The sequence below is a fragment of the Tautonia marina genome, from assembly GCF_009177065.1.
GTDB lineage: Bacteria > Planctomycetota > Planctomycetia > Isosphaerales > Isosphaeraceae > Tautonia > Tautonia marina.
This window is the reverse complement of sequence record NZ_WEZF01000001.1, coordinates 417,737-437,820: the sequence shown is the minus strand read 5'-3', so window position 1 is coordinate 437,820 and position 20,084 is coordinate 417,737. Positions and strand designations below refer to the sequence as shown.

Sequence of the window (20,084 nt, the reverse complement as noted above, 5' to 3'; positions counted from 1 at the left end):
GATTGCTTGCCAATCGGGGCGGCGAAGCCGCATGAGGCCGCAGGGGGCCGCACCAGAGCCTCTCGTCGCTCCGCGACCCCGGTTGGCGAGCAACCGGGGCCACCCAGGGTAAAGGGACGACGCAGCATTTCAGGGTGGACGTGGTCCTAGGACGCCGAGACGGGTTCCTCCAGGGCGACGTAGGGCGGGAAGCCGTTGATGAGCCGCCAGATTTCGTAGCCGAGCGTGACGTGGCGCAACAGGACCCAGCCCTGAACCTGGACCCCCTGACGCAGGAACCGCTCGGAGGGCCAGGCCTCCGGACGGCCGGGAGGAGGCCCGACGAGCAGCCGGAAGTGGCCGGAGCCGTCGTCGGTCGGATCGACCAGGATCACCTGGCCGGGGAAGGTGCCGACGGCCACCGACGGCCAGCCGATGAATTGCACGGCAGGCCAGCCCTCGAACTGCAAGCGGACCTCGCGGCCGGGCTCGATCAGCGGCATGTCGCGGCCGTTGACGTACAGCTCGACCGTCCGACTCATGGGATCGGGGTAATCGGGCACGAGCAGGGCGACCGGGTCGCCCATCTTCACGAGGTCGGTATCCTGTCCGGTCAGAATGCGAAAGATCGTTCCGTCGCGGGGGGCAAGCACCAGGCGACGGCTCTGGCGGGCGAGGTTGACCTCGGCGTTGGTGACGCCTTGCTGGGCCTCGGCCAGGGCGTTCTGGGCCGTTTCCAGGTCGGCGCGGGCCGAGTCGATCCGGCTTTGCATCTCGGCGCGAACGCGGTCGAGTTCGGCGCTTCGGGCAGCCACCTGTTCGTTGGCCGCAACGACCTCGGCCTCATTGGCGGCAAGAGCGGCACGAGCCTCGCCATAGGCTTTTTCGGCAAACTGGAAGTCCTGGATTGACACTAATCCTTCGGCGGCCGCGCGGCGCTTGCGTTCGTAGTCGGGGGCGGTGGCCCGGACGCGGGCCTCGGCGGCCTGGAGGTTCTGGCGGGCGACCTCGACGTTCTGGATGGCGATGTCGAGCTGTTTGCGGGCGGCCTCGATGGCTCGGGTTCGGGTTTCGGTCAGGGCGAGCACGACTTCCTCGTAGGCACGTCGGCGGGCGTCGGTGGCGCGGACCTGTTCGCGGGCGGCTTCGAGAAGCAGTTCCAGGCGTTCGAGGTATTCGGGGTCGTTGTCTTCCAGCTCGACGATGCGATCGCCGCGTTTGACCTGCGAGCCCTCGACGACCCACCAGCGCATCACTCGGCCGTCGATGGTGGCTCGGATCGGCTGGCGGCGGTCGAGGGGGTTGAAGGCAACCACCCTGCCCTGGCCGGGGATACTTTGCCGCCACGGGACGAAGGCCAGGGCGATCGGCGAGAGGGTCAGCAAGACGACCAGCACCTTGCTCAGGCGGCGAAGCGGCCCCATCGACTGCACGAGCCGAAGCGCGGGCAGAACGTGCGACCGGGGCGGAACCTCGGGCGGCGTGGTCGTCTGGTCCATGTACCAGGGATGATGGGCCTGGGCGTGGTCGTCCTCGCCGTCGGGCCGAGCCGGGGGAACGGGGCGAACGAGGGGGGCTTCCACCGCGACCGTCGTCGGGGGAGCGTTCAGGGTGACGGTGCGGTCGCAGCGATCGGCGATGTCGGCGCTGTGGGTGACGACGACGAGGGTCCAGGGGGCCTGGGGATCGAAGACGGTCTCGAGCACCCGAGCGCGGACACCGGGATCGAGGGCGTCGAGCGTCTGGTCGATGATCAGCAAGCGAGGGGACCCGGCGAGGGCCCGAGCGAGGGTCAGGCGGCGGGCCTGTCCGTCGGAAAGGGGAGCCCCGCCGGTGGTTAGCTCAATCTGCATGCCCTGGGGGAAGGCTTCCAGCTCGCGGAGCAGGCCGACGCGATCGAGGATTTCCTGCACGTCATCGAACGAGAGGGTCTCGCGTCCCATGCGGACGTTCTCGACGAGCGATCCGTGAAAGACCTCGACCTCCCGGACAAGCTGGACCTCGTCGCGGCGCTGGCGGGGGTGGATGTCGTGGTAGTCGGCCCCGTCGTAGAGGATGCGGCCGGTCGAGGGATCGCGCAAGCCGGCCAGCAGCTCGACGAGGGTCGAGCGCCCGGAGGCATCGGGACCGATCAGGGCAAGGCGAGCGCCGGAGGCGATCTCCAGGTTCATCGCGTCGAGGGCGTGATGGTGGCCGTTGTGGACCTGGTCGGCGAGGCCGTGGGAATCGTGGTGGTGGTCGTGGTGGTCGTGGTAGTCGTAGGAAACGTCGTGCAAGACGAGCGAGGCCCCCCGGGCGGGGTCGACGCGGTGCTGTTCGCCCTGTTCGTGATGCAGCGGCAAGTCGGTGAGAAATCCGAGTTTGTGCATCGCCGCCATCAGGTCGTAGAAGCCCTCGAAGTGCTTGGCGAGGGAGATCAACGAGCTGGTGCCGACGGCGACGATCAGCTCGGCGGCCACGAGCTGGCCGAGCGTCATCTCGCCGATCATGACGAGCCAGCCACCCAGGGCGAGCATGCCGGTGATTGCGGCCACAGCCAGCAGGTGAGCGTTGATGACCTGATTGAAGACGATCTGAAAATGGAAGCGACGCGCCCGGAGCCAGTGGCGGGCGACCGAGTCGGCCCGCTCTCGGGCCAGTTCGGGACCGCCGCGATTGCGAAAGGCCAGCGGGTTGCGGGCGAGTTCTTCCAGCCAATCCGCCGAGGCGTACTTTTCGTGCGACTCCTCCAGCACCGTGGCGATCGCCCCTCGGCCCGAGACGAACACGACCCAGAGGCTGAGGATGATCAGCACCACATCGAAGATCAACAGAAACGGATGGTAGAAGGCCAGCACGATCATGCCGACCAGCGCCTGGATGATCAGTGAGAGCAGGTCGAGAAAGAGGACCGACGTGAGCTTCTGGATCTGGACGAACTCGAAGAACCGATTGACCAGCTCGGGCCCGTCGCGGCGGTCGAAGGCTTCGAGCCGAGCCAGGGGAAGGCGATAGGAGACGTCGGAGACGATCCGGACGTAAATCCGGCGCTGGATGATCTCCATGACGTAGTAGGCGATGACCCGGAAGATCATCGACACGAGCAAGGCGAGAAAGAGCATCACCGCGAGCGAGACAACCTGTTGATAGGTTGTTCCCAGCGAAACGGTGACGACCAGGCGTTCGACCGTCACCGGAGTCGCCAGCGAGAGCAAGGCGATGACGATGGTAAAGACGACGATCGTGACCAGATCTTGCCGCTCGGGCTTGAGCAGGGCAATCAACCGGGAGAGCGGCTTGAGCGGCACCGCCACCTCCCGCTCGAAGCGACCGCCGCGCATGCCTTCCAGGGGGGTGAGCGGCTGCACCATGGCCCACCGAACGCGATCGGCGTCGGGTCCGAGCTGCTGCTCGATCTCCTCGGCCGAGGCCCAGCGGTTGGGAGGGCGTTCGCGCTGCTCTGGATCGTTGAAGACGGCGTAGCGGACCTGCCCGGCCTCGGAGGCCGTGACCAGGACCCAGCGCGGGGCGTCGTCGCGTTCGAGGTAGGCGAGAAGCGGGGTCAGGGGGTAGCTGCGGGTCAGGATCTCCTGGGCCGGCTGGTCCGAGCGCTGAATGCGCAGGCCGATCGCGGCCCCGGCCCGTTCGAGCCGGTCGGCCCAGGTGTCTTGCCAGGGGCCGGGAATGGCCCGCTCGGCCTCGGCCAGAGCGCGCATGGCGTCGGTCAGATCGAGATCGAGGCCCATCGACTGAGCGATCGCGTCGAGCGCTTCAAGGGCCGATTCTCTGATCGCCGTGTGATCCATGAGTTCGCTCGCGTCTCCGCTGCGCCGTCAGCCCCCGAGCACCGATCGATTCGGCATCCTCTGCCCTGCCCTGCCCCCGAGCTGATAAGGGGAATGAACGGGGCACTTCTTGGTATCGGATGCGCAGCGGGCTCGATGAAGCCGGATCGGCACGAGTCAGGATCGGGAACGGTGCGAGTGGCGTGTTGTCGAGGTCGCGGGAGCCGTCGGTTCGGGCTGATCGACCAGGCGTCCGGGAGGCCGGCCGAGCAGATAGGCCCAGAAGGCAAGCCCACCAATCAGGATGACGATGCTCATGTTCTGCGAGATGGTCATGCCGGCGAAGATGGCCCCCTCGTCGTTCCGAAGTCGCTCGATCAAGAAGCGGGTGATCGGGTAGGTCACGAGCAGCAGGGCCATGACCTCGCCGTCTCGACGGCGGAGCGGGAAGTAGGCCAGGAGCAAGGCCATTAGAATCAGGCCGTCGAGGGTCGAATACAACTGCGTCGGGTGAACGGGAAGGGATCGGGGGGCATCGGAGGCGATCAGGCCGCCGCTGACCTGGTCGAGCCAGGGAAGGGTTCCGGCAGGGAACTGGACGGCCCAGGGCAGATCACACGTATCTCCATAACAGCAACCGTTGAGGAAACACCCGACCCGCCCCAGCGCCACGCCGACGGCAATGGCCGGGGCCACCACGTCGAGCATCGGCAAGAACGGAAAGCGCCGCCATCGCCAGAACAGCGTGAAACCGATCCCCGCGCCAATCAGACTGCCGTAGAGGACGATCCCGCCTTCCCAGATTTTGAAAATATCCCAGAACGTGCTGATCGTCTCGCGGTGCTGAACGACGTAGAAGCCTCGGGCACCGAGCAGGCCGCCGACGATGACCCAGATGGCCAGGTCGAAGACGTCGTTGGGGTCGATCCGGGAGCGTTTGGCCAACCAGGAGGCCAGGTTCATCCCCACGATGAAGGCCAGAAACAGCATCAGGCCGAAGCCGTGGACGCGGAATCCGGTGCCGGGGATTTCGAAAAGGACCTGCCACATGGTCGGCGGCGTCCTGAGGGGAGGAGGGGAGGGGAAGACCTGGCCGAACGGTGGACGCGACCAATCAAGATCGTCACCGCCCGGCGTCGGACGATCAGATCAGGGAGCCACGGCCGCTCGAAGGCCAAGCGGGACGTAGAGGGCGTCGAGCCGCTCGATGATCCGGTTCTCGCGGTCGAGCGCGACGACGCGGGGTTGGTGGCCCTCGACCTCGTCGGCGTCGAGCTGGGCAAACGCCATGACAATCACACGGTCACCCGGAGCGCCGAGGCGAGCCATCGAGCCGTTCAGCTCGACCTGCCGGGCACCGGGAGTGCCGGGAATGGCGTATGTCTCGGCCCGATCGCCGGTGGCCATGTTGCTGACGAGAATCGACTCGTACGGCAAGATGCCAACGGCGTCCATCAGTTCGGGATCGAGGGTCAGGCTGCCGTGATAATGCAAGGCGCAGCCGGTGACGGCGGCCTGGTGCAGCTTGCTCTTGAGCAGCTTCAATTGCATGAAGATTCCGACGTTACGGTCGGCAAGAGGGTGTTGTCGATGAGCCGGGTGTCGCCAAACCGAACAGCGACCAGGGCGACGGCCGGGCGACCGGCCGCGAGGTCGTCGAGCGGTTCGAGCGTCTCGGCGTCGGCGACTTCGGCGTAGTCCAGTTGGGCCAACGGCTCCAATTCTATCGCCTGGGCAAGATCCTGTCGAACCCGATCGGCCGAGCGCTCGCCCGAGGCAACGGCCTCGGCGGCGGCCTGAAGGGCTCGGGAGAGGACGACGGCGGCCCGGCGCTGGTCGGCCGAGAGGTAGCGGTTGCGGCTGCTCATGGCCAGGCCGTCGGCCTCGCGGTGCGTGGCGACCGGCAGCAGGCGGACGGGCATGTTGAGGTCCTCGACCATCCGGGCGATGACGGCCAGTTGCTGGAAGTCCTTGCGACCGAAGGCGGCCAGGTCGGGCTGGACGATGCCGAAGAGCTTGGCCACGACGGTCGTCACGCCGCGGAAGTGGGTCGGTCGGCTCTTGCCTTCGAGGACCGACGAGAGGCCCGGCACCTCGACGAAGGTGGCGGACGGGCCGTTCGGGTACATCTCGGCGACCGGAGGCTCGAAGATCAGGTCAACGCCCCCCTCGGCGCAGCGGCGGTGGTCGTCGTCGGGGGTGCGGGGGTAGCGCTGATAGTCTTCGTTCGGGCCGAACTGGGTGGGGTTGACGAAGATCGAGGTCACGAGGAAATCGCAATGAGCTCGGCAGGCGTCGATGAGGCGAAGGTGGCCGTCGTGCAGGGCTCCCATCGTGGGGACGAAGCCGATCGACTTGCCCGAGGCGCGAGCCTCGGCCACGAGGCGGCGGCACTCGGCGATGGTGGCAACGACGACGGGGGGGGAGGCGGTGTTCATGGAGGGGGTCTGGTGGGCTCGTCCCGAGGGGTCGGGGTCAGGAGCGGTGGGGGCAGTCGGGGTTGTTCAGGCACTCGTCGCTGATCACGAGGTCGTCGAGAATGCGACCGTTGACCAGCGTTTCGGAGACGATCCGGGGGACATCCTCCTCGGTCACGGAACCGTACCAAATCCCCTGAGGATAGATGACGACGACCGGGCCGTGCTCGCACTGGTCGAGGCAACCGGCAAAGTTGGCGCGGGCCGACTGGGCGAGTCCGGCGCGCTTCAGGGCCTTTTTGAAGGCGGAGCGCAGGTCGTCGTCGCCGGTCGGATCGCAACTGCCACGGCGATGACCGGGATCACGAACATTTGCGCAAATGAACAGATGGTGCGAGTACGCGGCCATGGAAGGAGTTGGACCTCGGGGCGTTCGACCGGGGGACGGAAGAAGAACACGGGGCGTTGCATTGTGGTGGAGCCTCTGCCCGATTCGCGGCCCCCTCCACCCCGGCCCTCTCTCCGGGAGCGAGCGGGGAGCGTAGGGCAGTACCGTTTTGTCCAATGAATCGGGCGGAGACTCTGCTGAAACGTTGGGCAACGATCCGTTCACGGAGCCGCCTGTGGAAAGCAGACGCCCACGGCGGGATTCGGGGGCGGAACAATCGGCCCGCGGATCGGGTTTTTCATGGAGGATGAACCGGCGCGGTCCGTATACTTCAATGGTGGTCCTTCGAGGCGGATCCGGTCAAGATCGCGCCGGGCGAAGCGAAGCGCAAAGGGCCGGAGGTTCGGAGGGAGGATCGAGCCGTGGAGTCTGCCGGGCAGACGGGAACCCCGCAGCCGCACGACGGTTCAGAGCTGGTGACGGCGGAATCGGTCCTCTGGCCATCTCGTGAACAGGTGGAGGCAGCCCTGTCACGGTGCCTTGGTCCGTTCGCGCTGGCCTTGCTGGAACGGTCGGCGCAGCCGTTCATCATCATCGAGCTGGCCGGCACGTTGCTGCGGGCCAACCGGGCGTTCTGCGACCTGCTCGGCTACGAGCCGGAGGATCTGATCGGCCGAACCATCGTCGGCCTGACCTCGGATCGGTGGCACGAGACGACGATCGCGGCGCGGAACCGCTTGCTGTCCGAAGGGCGTCCGCTCCGCTACGAGAAGGAATACCGGGCGCGCGACGGTCGCCTGGTGCCGGTCGATCTGGTGGCCGATGTCCTCTACGACGAAGAGGACCGGCCGATGGCGTTTTTCTCGTTCATCACCGATCTGAGCGAGCAGAAAGAGGCCGAGCGAGCGCTCAGGGAGTCGGAATCCCGGTTCCGGCACCTGTTCGACGAGGCCCCGTTCGGCTACCACGAGATTGATTGCGACGGCCAGATTGTGGCCATCAACCGGGCCGAGTGCGAGATGCTCGGCTACGACTGCGAGGAGCTGGTGGGTCGGCCGATCTTCGATCTGGTCGATCCGTCGCAGCGCGACCTGGCGCGGCAATCCGTGGCCGAGAAGATCGCGGGGCGACGGCTCCTGGTGCCGTTCGAGCGGATTTATCAGCGGCGGGATGGCCGGACCTTGATCGTGATGATCCGCGAACGCTTGCGGATTGATTCGGACGGTCGGGTGCAGGGCATTCGAACGACCGTGCAGGACATCACCGAGCAGAAGCAGATGGAGGCGGCGCTGGTCGCCTCTCGGCAACGAACGCAGGTGTTGTTCGACGGAATTGAAGACGCGGTGTTCGTGCACGACACCGAGGGAAGGCTGCTCGAAGCCAACCCGGCGGCCAGCCGGTTGCTCGGCTACAGCCGAGACGAGCTGTTGCGGTTGACGACCTTCGACATCGACGCCGAGGGGTTTGCCGAGGGGTTCTCCGAGCGGCTGGAGCAGCAGCTTCGCGACGGTCACATGCGGTTCGAAGGCCGCCACCGAGCCAAGAGCGGCCAGGAGATTCCGGTCGAGATCACCAGCTCGACGATTCAGCTCGGCGATCAGACGGCGGTGCTGGTGGTGGTCCGCGACATCACCGAGCGAAAAACCCTGGAGGAAACGCGGCGGAAGTTTGCCGAGGCGCAAGCGACGAACGCCGAGATCCTCTCGCAGAAGAACCGGATGCTGCTCGAATCGGAGGCTCGCTATCGGCAACTGACCGAGGCGACGCTCGACGCCGTGATTGTGGCCGATCGTCTCGGGAGAATCAGCCTGTTCAACCCGGCGGCCGAGCGGACCTTCGGCTTCGAGGCGTCGGAGGTGCTGGGGCGTCCCCTGTCGCTGATCTTGCTTAATCCCGGCGAATTGCCGGAAGCCGGAGACTGCGGCGAGAGCGAGCCGTGCGTGGCCCCTGCGGAGCGGCTGGTTGGCCGGACGGTCGAGATGCAAGGGCGGCGCAAGGGGGGGCAACTGTTCCCGCTGGAGCTGTCGCTCAATGCGTTCGGTCAGGGGGAAGAGTTGCAGTATATCGGCTCGATCCGCGATCTGACCGAACGCCAGCGGATGCGAGACATGCTGATCCAGAGCGAGAAGCTGGCGTCGATCGGCCTGCTCAGCGCGGGGGTGGCGCACGAGATCAATAACCCCCTGGCGTATGTGGCCAACAACCTGGCGGTGCTGGAGCGCGACCTGCGCGGGGTGTTCAGCCTGATCGAAACCTACGAGGCGGCCCGTTCCGCGATGGAGGCCGAGGCCATCCGCCAGATCGAGGAGGTCGAGGCCGATCTGGACTGGGACTACGTCCGGAAGAACACCGATCGGCTGATCACCCGGACCCGAGAGGGGGTGCAGCGGGTGGCGAGCATTGTCTCGAACCTGCGGAGCATGGCCCGAACGGCTCCGCCGTCGAAGGAGATGGTGCCGCTGGGCGAGCTGGTGGCCTCGGCCCTGGAGATGGCGCAGGGCCAGTTGCGCAAGGCGAAAATCACGGTCGAGGTGGATGCGCCGACAGACCTGGCCCGCGTGCCCTGCGTGGCCAATCAGATTGCGCAGGTGATTCTCAACCTGCTGATCAACGCGAGCCAGTCGATCCAGGATCTGGGCCGTCCCGAAGGCGGTCGGATCGTGATTCGGCTGCGAGCCGAGGGCTCCTCGCAGGTCATCGAGATCGCGGACAACGGCGGCGGAATCGCCCCCGAGCATCTGCCTCGGCTGTTTGACCCGTTTTTCACGACCAAGCCGGTGGGTGAGGGAACGGGCCTGGGGCTGGCGATCAGCCACAGCATCATCACCGGCCACGGCGGGACGATTGAGGTCGAGGAAACGCCGGGAGGCGGGGCGACGTTTCGGTTGCGCTTGCCGACCAACGGTTAAGGGGACTTCCTGAATGCCTGTCCGGGTTCGAGGACGCATCGCCCCCCTCACCCGGCCTTCGACCACCCTACGAGACCTTCCACTCAATCATGGCGGGTTTTTCTTGGGTGGCCCCGGTTGCTCGCCAACCGGGGACGCGGAGCGACACGCGGTTTCTGGGTCGCCTGAGGTCGCCTCTTGCGGCTGCGCCGCCCCGGTTGGCGAGCAACCGGGGCCACCCACGGCACGGGCAACGCGTCAGTTGAGGATGGAAGCGGTGCTACTCCCCTGCGAGCGGCAGAGCGGGTTGGGAGAGGTCGGAACCGGCCAGGCGATTCGATCAGGGGACGCGAATCGAGTCGAGAACGCGGCGGAGGATGGCGTCGGGGGAAAGGCCCTCGGCATCGGCCTCGTAGGAGACGAGCAGGCGGTGGCGGAGGACGTCGGGAGCGACGGCCTTGACGTCGAAGGGGGTGACGTAGTCGCGTCCTGAGATGAGGGCGTGCCCCTGGGAGGCGCGGACCAGGGCGAGGGTGGCCCGAGGGCTGGCCCCAAGCTCGATGAGCGGGCCGAGGTCGAGGCCGTACTCGTGGGGATCGCGGGTGGCCCGGATCAGGTCGACAATGTACGACTTCAGGGCCGGGGCGACCCGGATCGCGCCGGTGGCGGCACGGAGGGCGCGGACCTCGGCCGGGCCGAGCATGGGAGGATCGGGGTCGAGGGGGGTCTGGGTGTCGGTGATGCCGGGCAGGTCGAGCATGGCCAGCTCGGCGTCTCGGTCGGGATAGCCGGCCACGAGCTTCATGAGGAAGCGGTCGAGCTGGGCCTCGGGCAAGGGATAGGTCCCTTCCTGCTCGATCGGGTTCTGGGTGGCGAGGACGAAGAAGGGGTCGGGCAGGCGGATCGTCTCGTCGCCGATGGTGACCTGCCCCTCCTGCATGGCTTCGAGCAGGGCGCTCTGGACCTTGGCCGGGGCGCGGTTGATCTCGTCGGCCAGGAGGACACTGGTGACGATCGGACCGTGCTTGATGTCGAAGCGGCCGGTCTGGGGGTGGTAGACCTGCGTGCCGGTCAGGTCGGCCGGGAGGAGGTCGGGCGTGAACTGGATGCGTCGGAAGGGCAAGTCGAGCGCATGGGCCAGGGCCCGAACGGCGCGGGTCTTGGCCAGACCGGGAACCCCTTCGATGAGCACATGGCCGCCGGCCAGGAGGGCAATGACCATCCGATCGAGCAAGGGACGTTGACCGACGACCCGCGTTTCCAGGCGATCAAACAAGGGTGCGAGGTTGGGCAGCGACGGCGGATCGAGGGTCACGGGCAGAGCGCTCGGGGGGTGGGCCGATGGCCTGGGACACCTGGGTGGTCGCCAGGGAGATCCGGGCCGATCGATCTGCAGTGGCAAGCCATGGCGTCGGCTCGTCGGCGAGGGTCAGCGGGCCAACGATCAGGGGCGAGCACCGAGAAACGAGCGAGGAGGATTGGCCTCGCTCCGGTGGCTCGCCCCGAGAAGATTCGAGGTGGAGGGGACGATCGATCGAAGGCCGAGGGACACGGACCGACGGATCGACCTTCCGTCCGATTAGCGGGGGGCGCGCCGGCGTTCCATCATCTTCCGCAGGATGTCCTCGGCGGCCCGGCTGGAATCGACCTCTTCCTTCTTCTTGGCCGCGGCGGGGGCGTCGTCTGCCTCTTTCTTGGCGGCGAAGAAGGGGTTCGACTCGTCGATGAACTCCTCGGCCTCGGCGGGGGCGTCGGGGTCGTATTCATCGTCGAGCTTGTCGTAGATATCGTCCTCGTCGACCGGGGAGGGCTCGGCTTCGGGCTCCGCCTCGGGTTCGGGAGCGAGTTCGGGTTCGGCCGCGGCCTCGGGCTCGGCCGGTGCGGCGGGAACCTGATGATCGGACTTGCTGGCCTCCTGGAAGGAGGAGAAGGTCATGGTATCGCCGGTGTAAACGCCGGAGGGGCGTTCGGGAGGAGCGGCGCTGTCCTTATCGGTGACGAGCCAGGAATCAATGTCATCGTTGCTCAACTCGTCGAGCGAGGCGGCCTTGGCCATCGCACGTTCCGACTTGTCGGGCGAGGTGGTGGGAGCGGCGGCGACGGCTCCCTGGATCGAGATGGCGAAGGTCAAGGGGCCGACCTGCACCAGGTCCTTGTTTTTGAGAACCTGATCGGTGTTGGCTTCGAGCCGCTGGTGATTCAGGTAGGTGCCGTTGCGACTGCCCAGGTCGCGGAGGACAACTCCCTGGTCGGTCTGTTCAATCTCGGCGTGGTTACGGCTGACCTGTTCGTTGTTTGGGCGCAGATGGCAACCCTCTCCCCGTCCGATCCGGAACAGAGGAGTGGCCAAGGGGATGACCTTCCCCTCGGGCTTGCCTTGAACGACGATCAGCGAGACTTTCGCGCTCATACGAAGACGCCCCCAAGCGTGCGCGTCGGCCGTCCCGGACGGTCCCAAGAAATGGAAGCAGACGGAAGAAACAGCAACGAGAGCGGAAGGTGGGACATGAATCGAAACACCGCTCGATGGGGCCAACCGGCTCCCACCCGACGTGGCTCCGTCCGGAAGACCATTCCAGGAGGAATTGTAACCCGTCCTGCCGTAAGGCAAGGATTCAAGGCCGGTTCAGGTCCACGGATGTGAGAACAGATCACGTCCATTATCGACGTTGAGCTTACCAGCCCGTGAGTCCTTTGCAAGAGTTTCAAGCGGCAACCGTACGGAATCAACGGCGATCGGTCCAGCTTGGAGACCGGTAAATCTCCTCGGCAACGCGAGCGGCGGCGGCCCGCTCAGCATCCATGAACACATGATCGGTGGGCTCAAGTCCGATCGCCTTGAAAAGCGCCTTCTGAACCGGAGCGGCCCAGGCATCTGGGGGATCGATGGGAGCCTCGGGCGCGAGGGAGGTGAGGCCGGGGAGTTCGGGCGTGCGCTCGGAGGTTTCGAGCAAGAGCGATCCGTGTTGCAACAAGGCCCCGGCTCGACGCCGCTGGGCACTGCCCAGCACCTTGGAACCGGCCACGACAAGGTCTTCGGCGTCGCGATCGAGGAAGCAGAGCAAGGGGCGATCGCGCCCGACGCGGGCCTCGGCCTCGCCACGACGGCGGGCCACGATCCCCCGCTCGGCCAGCAAGCCAACAATAGCAAGATGGACCGCGTGATAGAGGTCCTTCGAGCGTCGGGTCAAGGGGTGATCGGCGGGGAGAACCAGGGCGTAGGTCAGTTCCCGATCGTGCCAGATTGCCCCGCCGCCGGTGGCCCGACGCACCAGAGCCGCCCCGCGCCATCGGGGGTCGGCCTCGGCCTCGGCCCGATGCTGAAAGTAACCAAGGCTCAGGGTCGGGACCGACCATTCATAGGTGCGAAGCATGGCCGTGCTCGGGTCGGCGACGACCGAATCAAGCATCCATTGATCGACGGCCATGTTCCACGGCCCATCCCCCGACTCGTGAGGAAGGACGCGGCATTGCATGGAGCAGGACTCCCTGGGGGCAGGAGGCGGTAGGCAGCGGGCAGAGGGAAGCGGCAGTCGGCGAAGGGGCCTGGGGCCATTGGCGGCCCCAGGACAGGAGGCGCGGGGGTTAGGCAGGGGTCACGAGCGTCCCCCGGTCGGCCGAGGGAACGGGAGGGGTTGAGGACGGGGGAATGGTTGAGGCGTCGGGGGTCCAGCGGAGGATCGGACGCTTGGCGGCGGCGACCTCGTCGGGACGGCTGATGGGGGTGGTGACGGGAGCGGCGTGGAGCAGGTCGGGGGCTTCCTCGGCGATGGCAAGCAGGGCGCGGGCGAAGGCGTCGAGGGTTTCCTTGCTCTCGGTTTCGGTCGGCTCGATCATCAACGCCTCGGAGACGATCAGAGGGAAATAGACCGTCGGGGCATGGAAGCCGTAGTCAATCAGCCGCTTGCCAATGTCCATCGCACGGACGCCGCGATCGCGTGCCATCGAGCGGGCCGAGGCGACGAACTCGTGCATGCAGCGCTCGCCCATCGGCACGGGGTAGGCATGCTTGACCAGGGCGAGCAAATAGTTCGCATTCAAGACCGCGTACTGGGCGACCGCCTTGAGCCCCTCGGGGCCTTGCGATCGGATGTAGCAATACGCGCGGACGAGCACGCCGACGTTGCCGAAGAAGGACCGGACCCGGCCGATCGCCTTCGGGCGGTCGTGGTCGAGGAAGTAGGTGCCGTCGTCGCGTCGGCCGACGGTGGGAGCGGGAAGATAGGGGGCGAGGTGGTCGCGCACAGCGATCGGCCCAGCGCCGGGACCGCCGCCACCGTGAGGGCCGGAGAAGGTCTTGTGCGGGTTGTAGTGCATGAGGTCGACCCCCATGTCACCGGGCCGGACGACGCCGAGGATGGCGTTCATGTTGGCCCCGTCGAGGTAGAGCAAAGCCCCGCGCTCGTGAAGTAACTCGGCGATCTGGGTGATCTGCTCGTCGAACAGGCCGACGGTGTTCGGGTTGGTGATCATGAACACGCCGACCTCGTCGTTGAGCTTCGCCTTGAAGTCGTCGAGGTCGACGAGGCCGCGCGGGTCGCTCTTGACCGTCACGGCCTTGAACCCGGCCAGCTGGGCCGAGGCGGGATTGGTGCCGTGTGCGCTGTCGGGGACGAGGACGGTCGTGCGGTGCTCGCCGCGGTCGCGGAAGGCCGCGGCGGCAACCATCAGGGCGGTCAGCTCGCCTTGCGCACCGGCGGCCGGTTGAAGGCTGACGGCGGGCAGGCCGGCAATCTCGCCGAGATCGTGCTGGACCTCGAACAAGAGCTGCAACATCCCCTGAATCGTGGATTCGTCCTGATACGGATGCAGGCCCGCCATGCCGGGCAGCGAGGCGAGCCGCTCGTTGCGCTTCGGGTTGTACTTCATCGTACACGACCCGAGGGGGTAGAAATTGGCGTCGATCGCCATGTTGAACGTCGAGAGGTTCGTGTAGTGGCGGACGACGTCCAGCTCGCCCAGCTCGGGCAACGGAGGGGGAGCGTCGGCGCGGTGTTCGGCCGGGATAAGGTCGTCGATCGGCCGGTCGGGCACGTCCGAGGGGGGGACGATCCGCACGCGACGACCGGGGCGAGACGATTCGAACAGAAGCGGGGGTTGGTCTTTCTTCAACATGAGTCGTCGCCGATTCCAAGGGGAAAAAAGGTCCGTGCGGGGCGGTCGGTCCTGGGTTCCAACAGAGGGGAGCAATGGCAGGTGCAAGTGAACGTTTCTGTGATCAGGCCCGCGACCGCGAGGCGCGATCGAGCAGGCCGAAGGAGGTCCAGAGCAGGCCGATGAGGACCGCAACGAGCAAGAGAACGAGCATCAGACGATCGGTCACCATCTCACTGATGCGGAAAATCACCTCGACCGCGGGAGACGGTTCGATCCCTTTCGCGTCGTACTGTGTTCTGGCCCAGGGGACGACCGAGGCCAGCAGGACGAGCAGGGCGCCGGCCATCGCCGCGATGATGACGACCGCTCGCCGATGGCGTCGGGCCGCGTCGCGTTTCTGCATCGCTCAGCCTCCTCCGTCGAACAGATCGGCCACACGGGCGCGGACACCGGGCAAAGCATCACCGCCACCGGGTAAGGGCATGGTGATCAACGCTCCGCGGTCCAGCTCGACCCGCACCGACGGGTCGTCGAACCGGAGCAGCTCGTCGCTCGTCATCGGGCGGGTGCGGGTGGACATGGGATTCGGCTCCGGGAGGATGAAGGGGCCGGGACGGTCGGGCGCCAGGGCGTGAGCTGAGGCAAGGGGTTCGTGTTCTTTGTTCCCTCGTCGCCGGTGGTTCGAGCGGCGATTGAGGGCGAGGAGCCCCCCCTCACCCCGGCCCTCACCCCCGCGAACGGGGGAGAGGGAGTTGGAAATCAACCCTCGCTCGCGTGTGCGGAGAGGGGGTCCGACGCCTTCGACTCGCACGCAGCAATCGACTAGACCGCGGCCAGGGCCTCGCGGTAGGCGTCGGCGAGGGCGTCGATCTCGGATCGGGTGCGTTTCTCGGTGACGGCGATGAGGATGGCGTCGGCCAGCTCGGGATACCAGCGGCCGAGCGCGATGCCGCCGTGGAAGCCGCGTCGGCCAACCTCGGCCAGCACACGGGCCGGGTCTTTCCCTTCGCAGCGGATGACGAATTCCTTGAAGAAGGGGCCGTCGAAGGCGAGCGAAAGGCCGGGGATCTCACTCAGGCGATCGGCGGCGTAGTGGGCCTTGCGGGCCGATTGCTCGGCGGCGTCGCGGAGGCCGGTCGGGCCCATCACGGCCAGGTAAATGCTGGCGCGGAGGGCCATCAATCCTTGATTGGTGCAGATGTTCGAGGTCGCCTTCTCGCGGCGGATGTGCTGCTCGCGGGTCTGCAGGGTGAGGACGAAGCAGCGGCGGCCGTCGCGGTCGAGCGTCTGGCCGACGAGGCGGCCGGGGATCTTGCGGAGGTACGACTCGCGGCAGGCGAGCATCCCCAGGTACGGCCCGCCGTAGACGAGGGCATTCCCGAGCGGCTGACCCTCGGCCGTCACGATGTCGGCGCCGTAGGCTCCAGGCTGCTTGAGCAAGCCGAGGCCGATCGGATCGACGCTAACGATGGCCGTGGTGCCCCGCTCCTTCGCAGCAGCGACGAGCGGCTCGATGTCTTCGAGCTGGCCGAAGAAATTCGGCTGCTGGAGGATGACGGCGGCGGTGTCGTCGGTGAGCGCGGCGATGAGGTCGTCGATGGAGGTCTGGCCGTTGCGGGTCGGGACGGTGACGAGTTCCGGCTCGAGGTTTTCGAGGTAGGTCCGGGTCACGTCCCGGTATTCGGGGTGGACCGCCTCGCTGGCGACGATCCGGCCGTGCCGATTGCCGGAGGCAATGGCCATGAGCACTCCCTCGGCCACGGCCGAGCCGCCGTCGTAGAGGCTGGCGTTCGAGACGTCGAGCCCGGTGAGCTGCGCGACGAGGGTCTGGTACTCGAAGATCGCCTGGAGCGTCCCCTGGCTGGCCTCGGCCTGATAGGGGGTGTAGGCGGTGTAGAATTCCCCCCGACTGGCGAGCATATCGACCACGGCGGGGATGAAGTGATCGTACGCGCCGCCGCCGAGGAAACAGGGGCGCTCGTCGATGCTCGCGTTTTTTGCTGCCAGTGCCCCGACATGGCGTGTTAGCTCGATCTCCGTCAGGGCCGGCGGCAGGTCGAGCGGCCGATCGAGCCGAACCCCGGGCGGGACCATCTCAAACAGCTGATCGAGCGACTCCAGGCCGATCGTCTCAAGCATCTCCCGCGTTTGTTCGTCCGTGTTCAGAATGTAGGCCATTGCCAGCCAAGGGGTTCGGAGGATCGGGCGGCGCAAGGGCCGGCGCGCGATCGCCCGGCCCACAGGATGATTGTAGGCGCTTATTCTACGAGACGGGGGATCGAGCGACGAGGCGACTTCCGGGGCAACTCTTTAAGGTATGAGAAAGATCATCCAAGGAGGGCAGATTCATGGAATCTGCTGTTCAGAGGCTCGCCGGGTGGTGACTTACGAAATCTTGTTCCGACACTCCCGAACAATCGCTCGTAATTGCTCGATCGTGTGACCAGGAGGACGATGGAGCATGCGGTGACAATTCGCGCAAACAATCGCCAAATCACTTAAGCGAGTCGGAGTTTCACCATTGAGAGTCGCGATGGGAACGCGGTGATGACACTCCGCAAACCCAGACCCAAGATGCCCGTATACAAGAGTAAAGTCGAACCCACATACTTCGCAGAGAAGCTTACCTGTTTCAGTAAGAATTCGCCGTTTCTTTCGACGGATTAATCGTGGGTTTCGCTCTTTGGAGCGATGCAGTATGAGCTGTGTCCGGCCTTCGAATCCTTCCTCCTCACTGTCATCGCTGCTGGGTTCCTCAGTGTCCGAGATCTCGTCGATTGAGGAGGCCAAATCCGGAAACGCCTTGAGCAGGAGCCCCAAGAGCTGACCCGCAGCTTGTCGGTCGAATTGAATGGACTGACTGACTTTATCCGGAATCTCACGATCTGCTGATCCAACCGTATCAAGCTGAAGATAGCGTTCGCCTGCGCTGCCATCGACGATTGCGTAGAGACAGCGGGTTGGGCGGTGGACCGAATGACGTACCTTTTGGTTTTGCTCCAGCGAGGTCACTAACGCCATCGAGAAAACACCTCGTCTCCCTTTGGAACGTTTCGGTGGGCTGCCTGGACACACTCGGACATGATCAGCCCTCGGTACTGTTGCGGGTCGTACCGGACACTTCGGGAACGCGCCGATCGCACGGCTTGCGAGGAGAAAGGCTTACGATCGTCCGGGGATCACGCTCGTCTCGCGCCCGAAGGTCTGCCACCATGGCATGAACGTCGTAACCGAAGACCTTGGCATAGGCGTCCCGGGCCGCCCAGACCTCCTCCAACACACTATCTTCCTTCATCGTCTTGGCCTCCGGTGGGTAATTCTTCGGGTGTGCAGATCAGCGGAGGTTCGTACCCGGAAGCGCGGCAAACTGCTTCGATTTGTGGTCGCAATGTCACATTCGCAATGTGTTTGCAATTCCAGGTTAGGAGGTAGTCCAGGCCGTGGAATGCCGCAAGGGCGATGTGGATCGCATCAGCCGCCGCCCGTTCGGGAAGGGGCACCTCACTGATTAAAGATTGCGCCAACGTCGCAACCTCGGGCGTCTGCTCCAGCAGAGGGATTCCATCGAGCGAAGAGACGCGAGCCGCCGCAGCCTGGGGATCACCGGCTTGACACTCCAGCAAGACGAGCCGGGACGTGTACAAGTCGAACGCGTCCCGCCCCGTCCACCATTCTCGGGTGATCTGCTGATGGGCCGCCCGCACCAGATCGCGGCTCGGCCATGCGGTCAGATAGCTGGGCAGAGTGGTCTCAAGGTAAACCCTGGGCTTCATGGCACCATTTTACCGCTTGATCGCGGAGAGGGGATCAGCAGTCCTGAGAATGCTCGAAGCATTCTTGAAGTTCCCGATCAGTGCGAATCCTCGGCGACCTTCTTCTGATAGGCGTCGTAGTCGAGGAGCTTGGGGAGCTCGGCGTCGGGATTGGAGGGGCGAAGCTTGAGGATCCAGCCGGAGCCGAGGGGGTCCTGGGCGATCTGGTTGACGTCGTCGGCGACGGAGGCGTTGACCTCGATGACCTCGCCGGAGAGGGGGGAGTAGAGGTCGTTGACGGACTTGACGCTCTCGACCTCGCCGAAGGAGTCGCCAGCGGAAAGGGTGGTGCCAGGAGTGGCGTGGGAGAGGTCGATCATGATGAGGTCGGTGAGCTGCTCGACGGCGAAGGTCGAGAGGCCGACGGTCGCCACGTCACCGTCGATCGAGACCCATTCGTGAGTGGGGGCGTACTTGAGATCCTTGGGGTCCATGATCGTCGGGGCTCCTTGGAACGGAAGGCGGTCGGGTTGGGGGAGATTGAGGCAATCAATCCGTCGGGGACGTGTGAATCAGGATCGGGGGCGGCGGTAGAAGGGCAATTCCACAACCTCGGCCGGTTCGCGGTGGCCGCGGATCTCGACCACAAGCTCGGTGCCGATCGGAGGAGCCTCGGGGGTGACGAGGGCCATGGCGAGGCTCTGTTGGAGGGTCGGGGCGAAGGTACCGGAGGTGACGGTACCGATCAGGGTGCCTTGCTGAAGGACGCCGCAGCCCTGGCGAGCGATCTTGCGGCCCGGAAGCTTCAGGCCGATCCGGGCGGCGCCGGGGGCATCCTTCAGGCGAGCCAGGGCGTCTCGGCCGACGAAGTCACCCTTGTCGAGCTTCACGAACGGGGCGAGGCCGGCGGCGAAGGGGTTGACCGATTCGCTCAGCTCGTGGCCGTAGAGGGGCATGGCGGCCTCGAAGCGGAGCGTGTCTCGGGCGCCGAGGCCGCAGGGGCGGATGCCGCGATTGAGGCCGCATTCGAGCAGTTCGAGCCAGGCGGCCTCGACCACGTCGCGGTGGACGATCAGCTCGAAGCCGTCTTCGCCGGTGTATCCGGTTCGGCTGGCCGAGGCTCGGGTGCCGAGCACCTGGCCGGAGGTGTGGCTGTAGTAGCCTTGTTCGGCGAGGGGAGGCCCTTCGAACAGTTCCTGAAGGGTCAGCAGCGCGGCCGGCCCTTGAATGGCGATCATGGCGGTGTCGAGGGTCGAATCGGCCATCGTCGCGTTGAAGGAGCCGCGGTTCTGCTCGAACTGCTCGACCACGCGAAGGCGGTTCGAGGCGTTGCAGACAAGGCCGTAGGCGTCGCCTTCGGTCAGGTGGTAGACAAGGACGTCGTCGAGGATTCCCCCCTCGTCATCGCAAATCAGGCTGTATTGAATGCGGCCGGGGGCGAGGCGGGCGACGTCGTTGGTCGTCACACGCTGGAGCCAGGCCAGGGCGTCGGGACCATTGAAGCTGAGGCGGCCCATGTGGCTGATGTCGAACAGGCCGACACGCTGACGGACGGCCTGGTGTTCCTCGACGATGCTCGAATACTGGACCGGCATCGCCCAGCCGCCGAACTCAACCAGCCGGCCGCGGTGGGCCTTGTGCCAGTCGTAGAGGGGGGTTTTCAGGAGTTCGACGGTGGACATCGGAAGCAGAACCTCAGCATCAGGAATCAGCACGCGAACGGGTCACGGCCGGTGGAATTGTTGTTTCATTAGGATCTCAGCTCGACGCGGCCGTGCCGGGGTTGGGGCGATTCTAGC

At 65.9% G+C, this 20,084-nt stretch carries 17 protein-coding genes; 1 reads left to right on the top strand and 16 read right to left on the bottom strand.

From position 1 onward, the window contains the following. Positions 1 to 146: 146 nt before the first annotated feature. From GA615_RS01680 to GA615_RS01660, 5 genes are all read right to left on the bottom strand, one after another. The gene (locus tag GA615_RS01680) at positions 147 to 3,764 is read right to left on the bottom strand and encodes an ATP-binding cassette domain-containing protein (protein ID WP_152049510.1); all 3,618 of its coding nucleotides are present in this window, start codon (positions 3,762 to 3,764) and stop codon (positions 147 to 149) included. 156 nt (positions 3,765 to 3,920) lie between these two features. Further along, positions 3,921 to 4,793 carry a prolipoprotein diacylglyceryl transferase gene (gene lgt, locus GA615_RS01675; RefSeq protein WP_152049509.1) on the bottom strand — a complete coding sequence of 291 codons (873 nt, stop codon included), beginning with the start codon at positions 4,791 to 4,793 and terminating at the stop codon, positions 3,921 to 3,923. A 99-nt stretch (positions 4,794 to 4,892) separates the two neighbouring features. After that, positions 4,893 to 5,294, bottom strand: a complete 402-nt coding sequence (gene panD, locus GA615_RS01670) for an aspartate 1-decarboxylase (protein WP_152049508.1) — start codon at positions 5,292 to 5,294, stop codon at positions 4,893 to 4,895. Then, positions 5,285 to 6,181: a pantoate--beta-alanine ligase gene (panC, locus tag GA615_RS01665; RefSeq protein WP_152049507.1), complete on the bottom strand. Its 897-nt coding sequence runs from the start codon at positions 6,179 to 6,181 to the stop codon at positions 5,285 to 5,287. The genes panD and panC overlap by 10 nt, the downstream gene beginning before the upstream one ends. A gap of 37 nt (positions 6,182 to 6,218) precedes the next feature. Then, the gene (locus GA615_RS01660; protein WP_152049506.1) at positions 6,219 to 6,569 is read right to left on the bottom strand and encodes a (2Fe-2S) ferredoxin domain-containing protein; all 351 of its coding nucleotides are present in this window, start codon (positions 6,567 to 6,569) and stop codon (positions 6,219 to 6,221) included. A 401-nt stretch (positions 6,570 to 6,970) separates the two neighbouring features. Here GA615_RS01660 and GA615_RS01655 point away from each other — a divergent pair, with 401 nt between their 5' ends. Further along, positions 6,971 to 9,457, top strand: coding sequence for a PAS domain-containing sensor histidine kinase (locus GA615_RS01655; protein WP_152049505.1), 2,487 nt, complete (start codon positions 6,971 to 6,973; stop codon positions 9,455 to 9,457). A gap of 319 nt (positions 9,458 to 9,776) precedes the next feature. On the opposite strand, the gene GA615_RS01650 is transcribed toward GA615_RS01655, so the two are convergent. The 11 genes from GA615_RS01650 to gcvT form a co-directional block, all read right to left on the bottom strand. Beyond that, positions 9,777 to 10,757, bottom strand: a complete 981-nt coding sequence (locus tag GA615_RS01650; RefSeq protein WP_152049701.1) for an AAA family ATPase — start codon at positions 10,755 to 10,757, stop codon at positions 9,777 to 9,779. A 258-nt stretch (positions 10,758 to 11,015) separates the two neighbouring features. Continuing rightward, complete coding sequence (locus GA615_RS01645; protein WP_152049504.1) at positions 11,016 to 11,846, bottom strand: FHA domain-containing protein; 831 nt, start codon at positions 11,844 to 11,846, stop codon at positions 11,016 to 11,018. Between the two features lie 316 nt (positions 11,847 to 12,162). Then, entirely contained in the window at positions 12,163 to 12,912 is a 750-nt protein-coding gene (locus GA615_RS01640) for a lipoate--protein ligase family protein (protein ID WP_235904983.1), read from the bottom strand. A gap of 109 nt (positions 12,913 to 13,021) precedes the next feature. Continuing rightward, positions 13,022 to 14,551, bottom strand: coding sequence for an aminomethyl-transferring glycine dehydrogenase subunit GcvPB (gcvPB, locus tag GA615_RS01635; RefSeq protein ID WP_152049503.1), 1,530 nt, complete (start codon positions 14,549 to 14,551; stop codon positions 13,022 to 13,024). Between the two features lie 103 nt (positions 14,552 to 14,654). Then, positions 14,655 to 14,936 (bottom strand): hypothetical protein, encoded by a 282-nt coding sequence (locus GA615_RS01630; protein WP_152049502.1) that lies wholly within the window; start codon positions 14,934 to 14,936, stop codon positions 14,655 to 14,657. Between the two features lie 3 nt (positions 14,937 to 14,939). Then, the gene (locus GA615_RS27310) at positions 14,940 to 15,113 is read right to left on the bottom strand and encodes a hypothetical protein (protein ID WP_161602104.1); all 174 of its coding nucleotides are present in this window, start codon (positions 15,111 to 15,113) and stop codon (positions 14,940 to 14,942) included. A gap of 242 nt (positions 15,114 to 15,355) precedes the next feature. Beyond that, entirely contained in the window at positions 15,356 to 16,711 is a 1,356-nt protein-coding gene (gcvPA, locus tag GA615_RS01625; RefSeq protein ID WP_152049699.1) for an aminomethyl-transferring glycine dehydrogenase subunit GcvPA, read from the bottom strand. A gap of 207 nt (positions 16,712 to 16,918) precedes the next feature. Beyond that, positions 16,919 to 17,554 carry an HNH endonuclease gene (locus tag GA615_RS01620; RefSeq protein ID WP_152049501.1) on the bottom strand — a complete coding sequence of 212 codons (636 nt, stop codon included), beginning with the start codon at positions 17,552 to 17,554 and terminating at the stop codon, positions 16,919 to 16,921. 64 nt (positions 17,555 to 17,618) lie between these two features. Next, positions 17,619 to 17,828: a hypothetical protein gene (locus tag GA615_RS01615; RefSeq protein WP_152049500.1), complete on the bottom strand. Its 210-nt coding sequence runs from the start codon at positions 17,826 to 17,828 to the stop codon at positions 17,619 to 17,621. A 555-nt stretch (positions 17,829 to 18,383) separates the two neighbouring features. Continuing rightward, on the bottom strand, positions 18,384 to 18,779 hold the full coding sequence (gene gcvH / locus GA615_RS01605; RefSeq protein WP_152049498.1) for a glycine cleavage system protein GcvH: 396 nt from the start codon (positions 18,777 to 18,779) through the stop codon (positions 18,384 to 18,386). 78 nt (positions 18,780 to 18,857) lie between these two features. Further along, a complete protein-coding gene (gene gcvT / locus GA615_RS01600; RefSeq protein WP_152049497.1) occupies positions 18,858 to 19,967 on the bottom strand; it encodes a glycine cleavage system aminomethyltransferase GcvT in 1,110 nt (369 codons plus the stop codon). Positions 19,968 to 20,084: the final 117 nt, after the last annotated feature.

Excerpts from the sequence above, each read along its gene's own strand:
- GA615_RS01680 (WP_152049510.1), bottom strand. The coding sequence starts at position 3,764 with ATGGATCACACGGCGATCAGAGAATCGGCCCTTGAAGCGCTCGACGCG.
- lgt (WP_152049509.1), bottom strand. The coding sequence starts at position 4,793 with ATGTGGCAGGTCCTTTTCGAAATCCCCGGCACCGGATTCCGCGTCCAC.
- panD (WP_152049508.1), bottom strand. The coding sequence starts at position 5,294 with ATGCAATTGAAGCTGCTCAAGAGCAAGCTGCACCAGGCCGCCGTCACC.
- panC (WP_152049507.1), bottom strand. The coding sequence starts at position 6,181 with ATGAACACCGCCTCCCCCCCCGTCGTCGTTGCCACCATCGCCGAGTGC.
- GA615_RS01660 (WP_152049506.1), bottom strand. The coding sequence starts at position 6,569 with ATGGCCGCGTACTCGCACCATCTGTTCATTTGCGCAAATGTTCGTGAT.
- GA615_RS01645 (WP_152049504.1), bottom strand. The coding sequence starts at position 11,846 with ATGAGCGCGAAAGTCTCGCTGATCGTCGTTCAAGGCAAGCCCGAGGGG.
- GA615_RS01640 (WP_235904983.1), bottom strand. The coding sequence starts at position 12,912 with ATGCAATGCCGCGTCCTTCCTCACGAGTCGGGGGATGGGCCGTGGAAC.
- gcvPB (WP_152049503.1), bottom strand. The coding sequence starts at position 14,551 with ATGTTGAAGAAAGACCAACCCCCGCTTCTGTTCGAATCGTCTCGCCCC.
- GA615_RS01630 (WP_152049502.1), bottom strand. The coding sequence starts at position 14,936 with ATGCAGAAACGCGACGCGGCCCGACGCCATCGGCGAGCGGTCGTCATC.
- GA615_RS27310 (WP_161602104.1), bottom strand. The coding sequence starts at position 15,113 with ATGTCCACCCGCACCCGCCCGATGACGAGCGACGAGCTGCTCCGGTTC.
- gcvPA (WP_152049699.1), bottom strand. The coding sequence starts at position 16,711 with ATGGCCTACATTCTGAACACGGACGAACAAACGCGGGAGATGCTTGAG.
- GA615_RS01620 (WP_152049501.1), bottom strand. The coding sequence starts at position 17,554 with ATGGCGTTAGTGACCTCGCTGGAGCAAAACCAAAAGGTACGTCATTCG.
- GA615_RS01615 (WP_152049500.1), bottom strand. The coding sequence starts at position 17,828 with ATGAAGGAAGATAGTGTGTTGGAGGAGGTCTGGGCGGCCCGGGACGCC.
- gcvH (WP_152049498.1), bottom strand. The coding sequence starts at position 18,779 with ATGGACCCCAAGGATCTCAAGTACGCCCCCACTCACGAATGGGTCTCG.
- gcvT (WP_152049497.1), bottom strand. The coding sequence starts at position 19,967 with ATGTCCACCGTCGAACTCCTGAAAACCCCCCTCTACGACTGGCACAAG.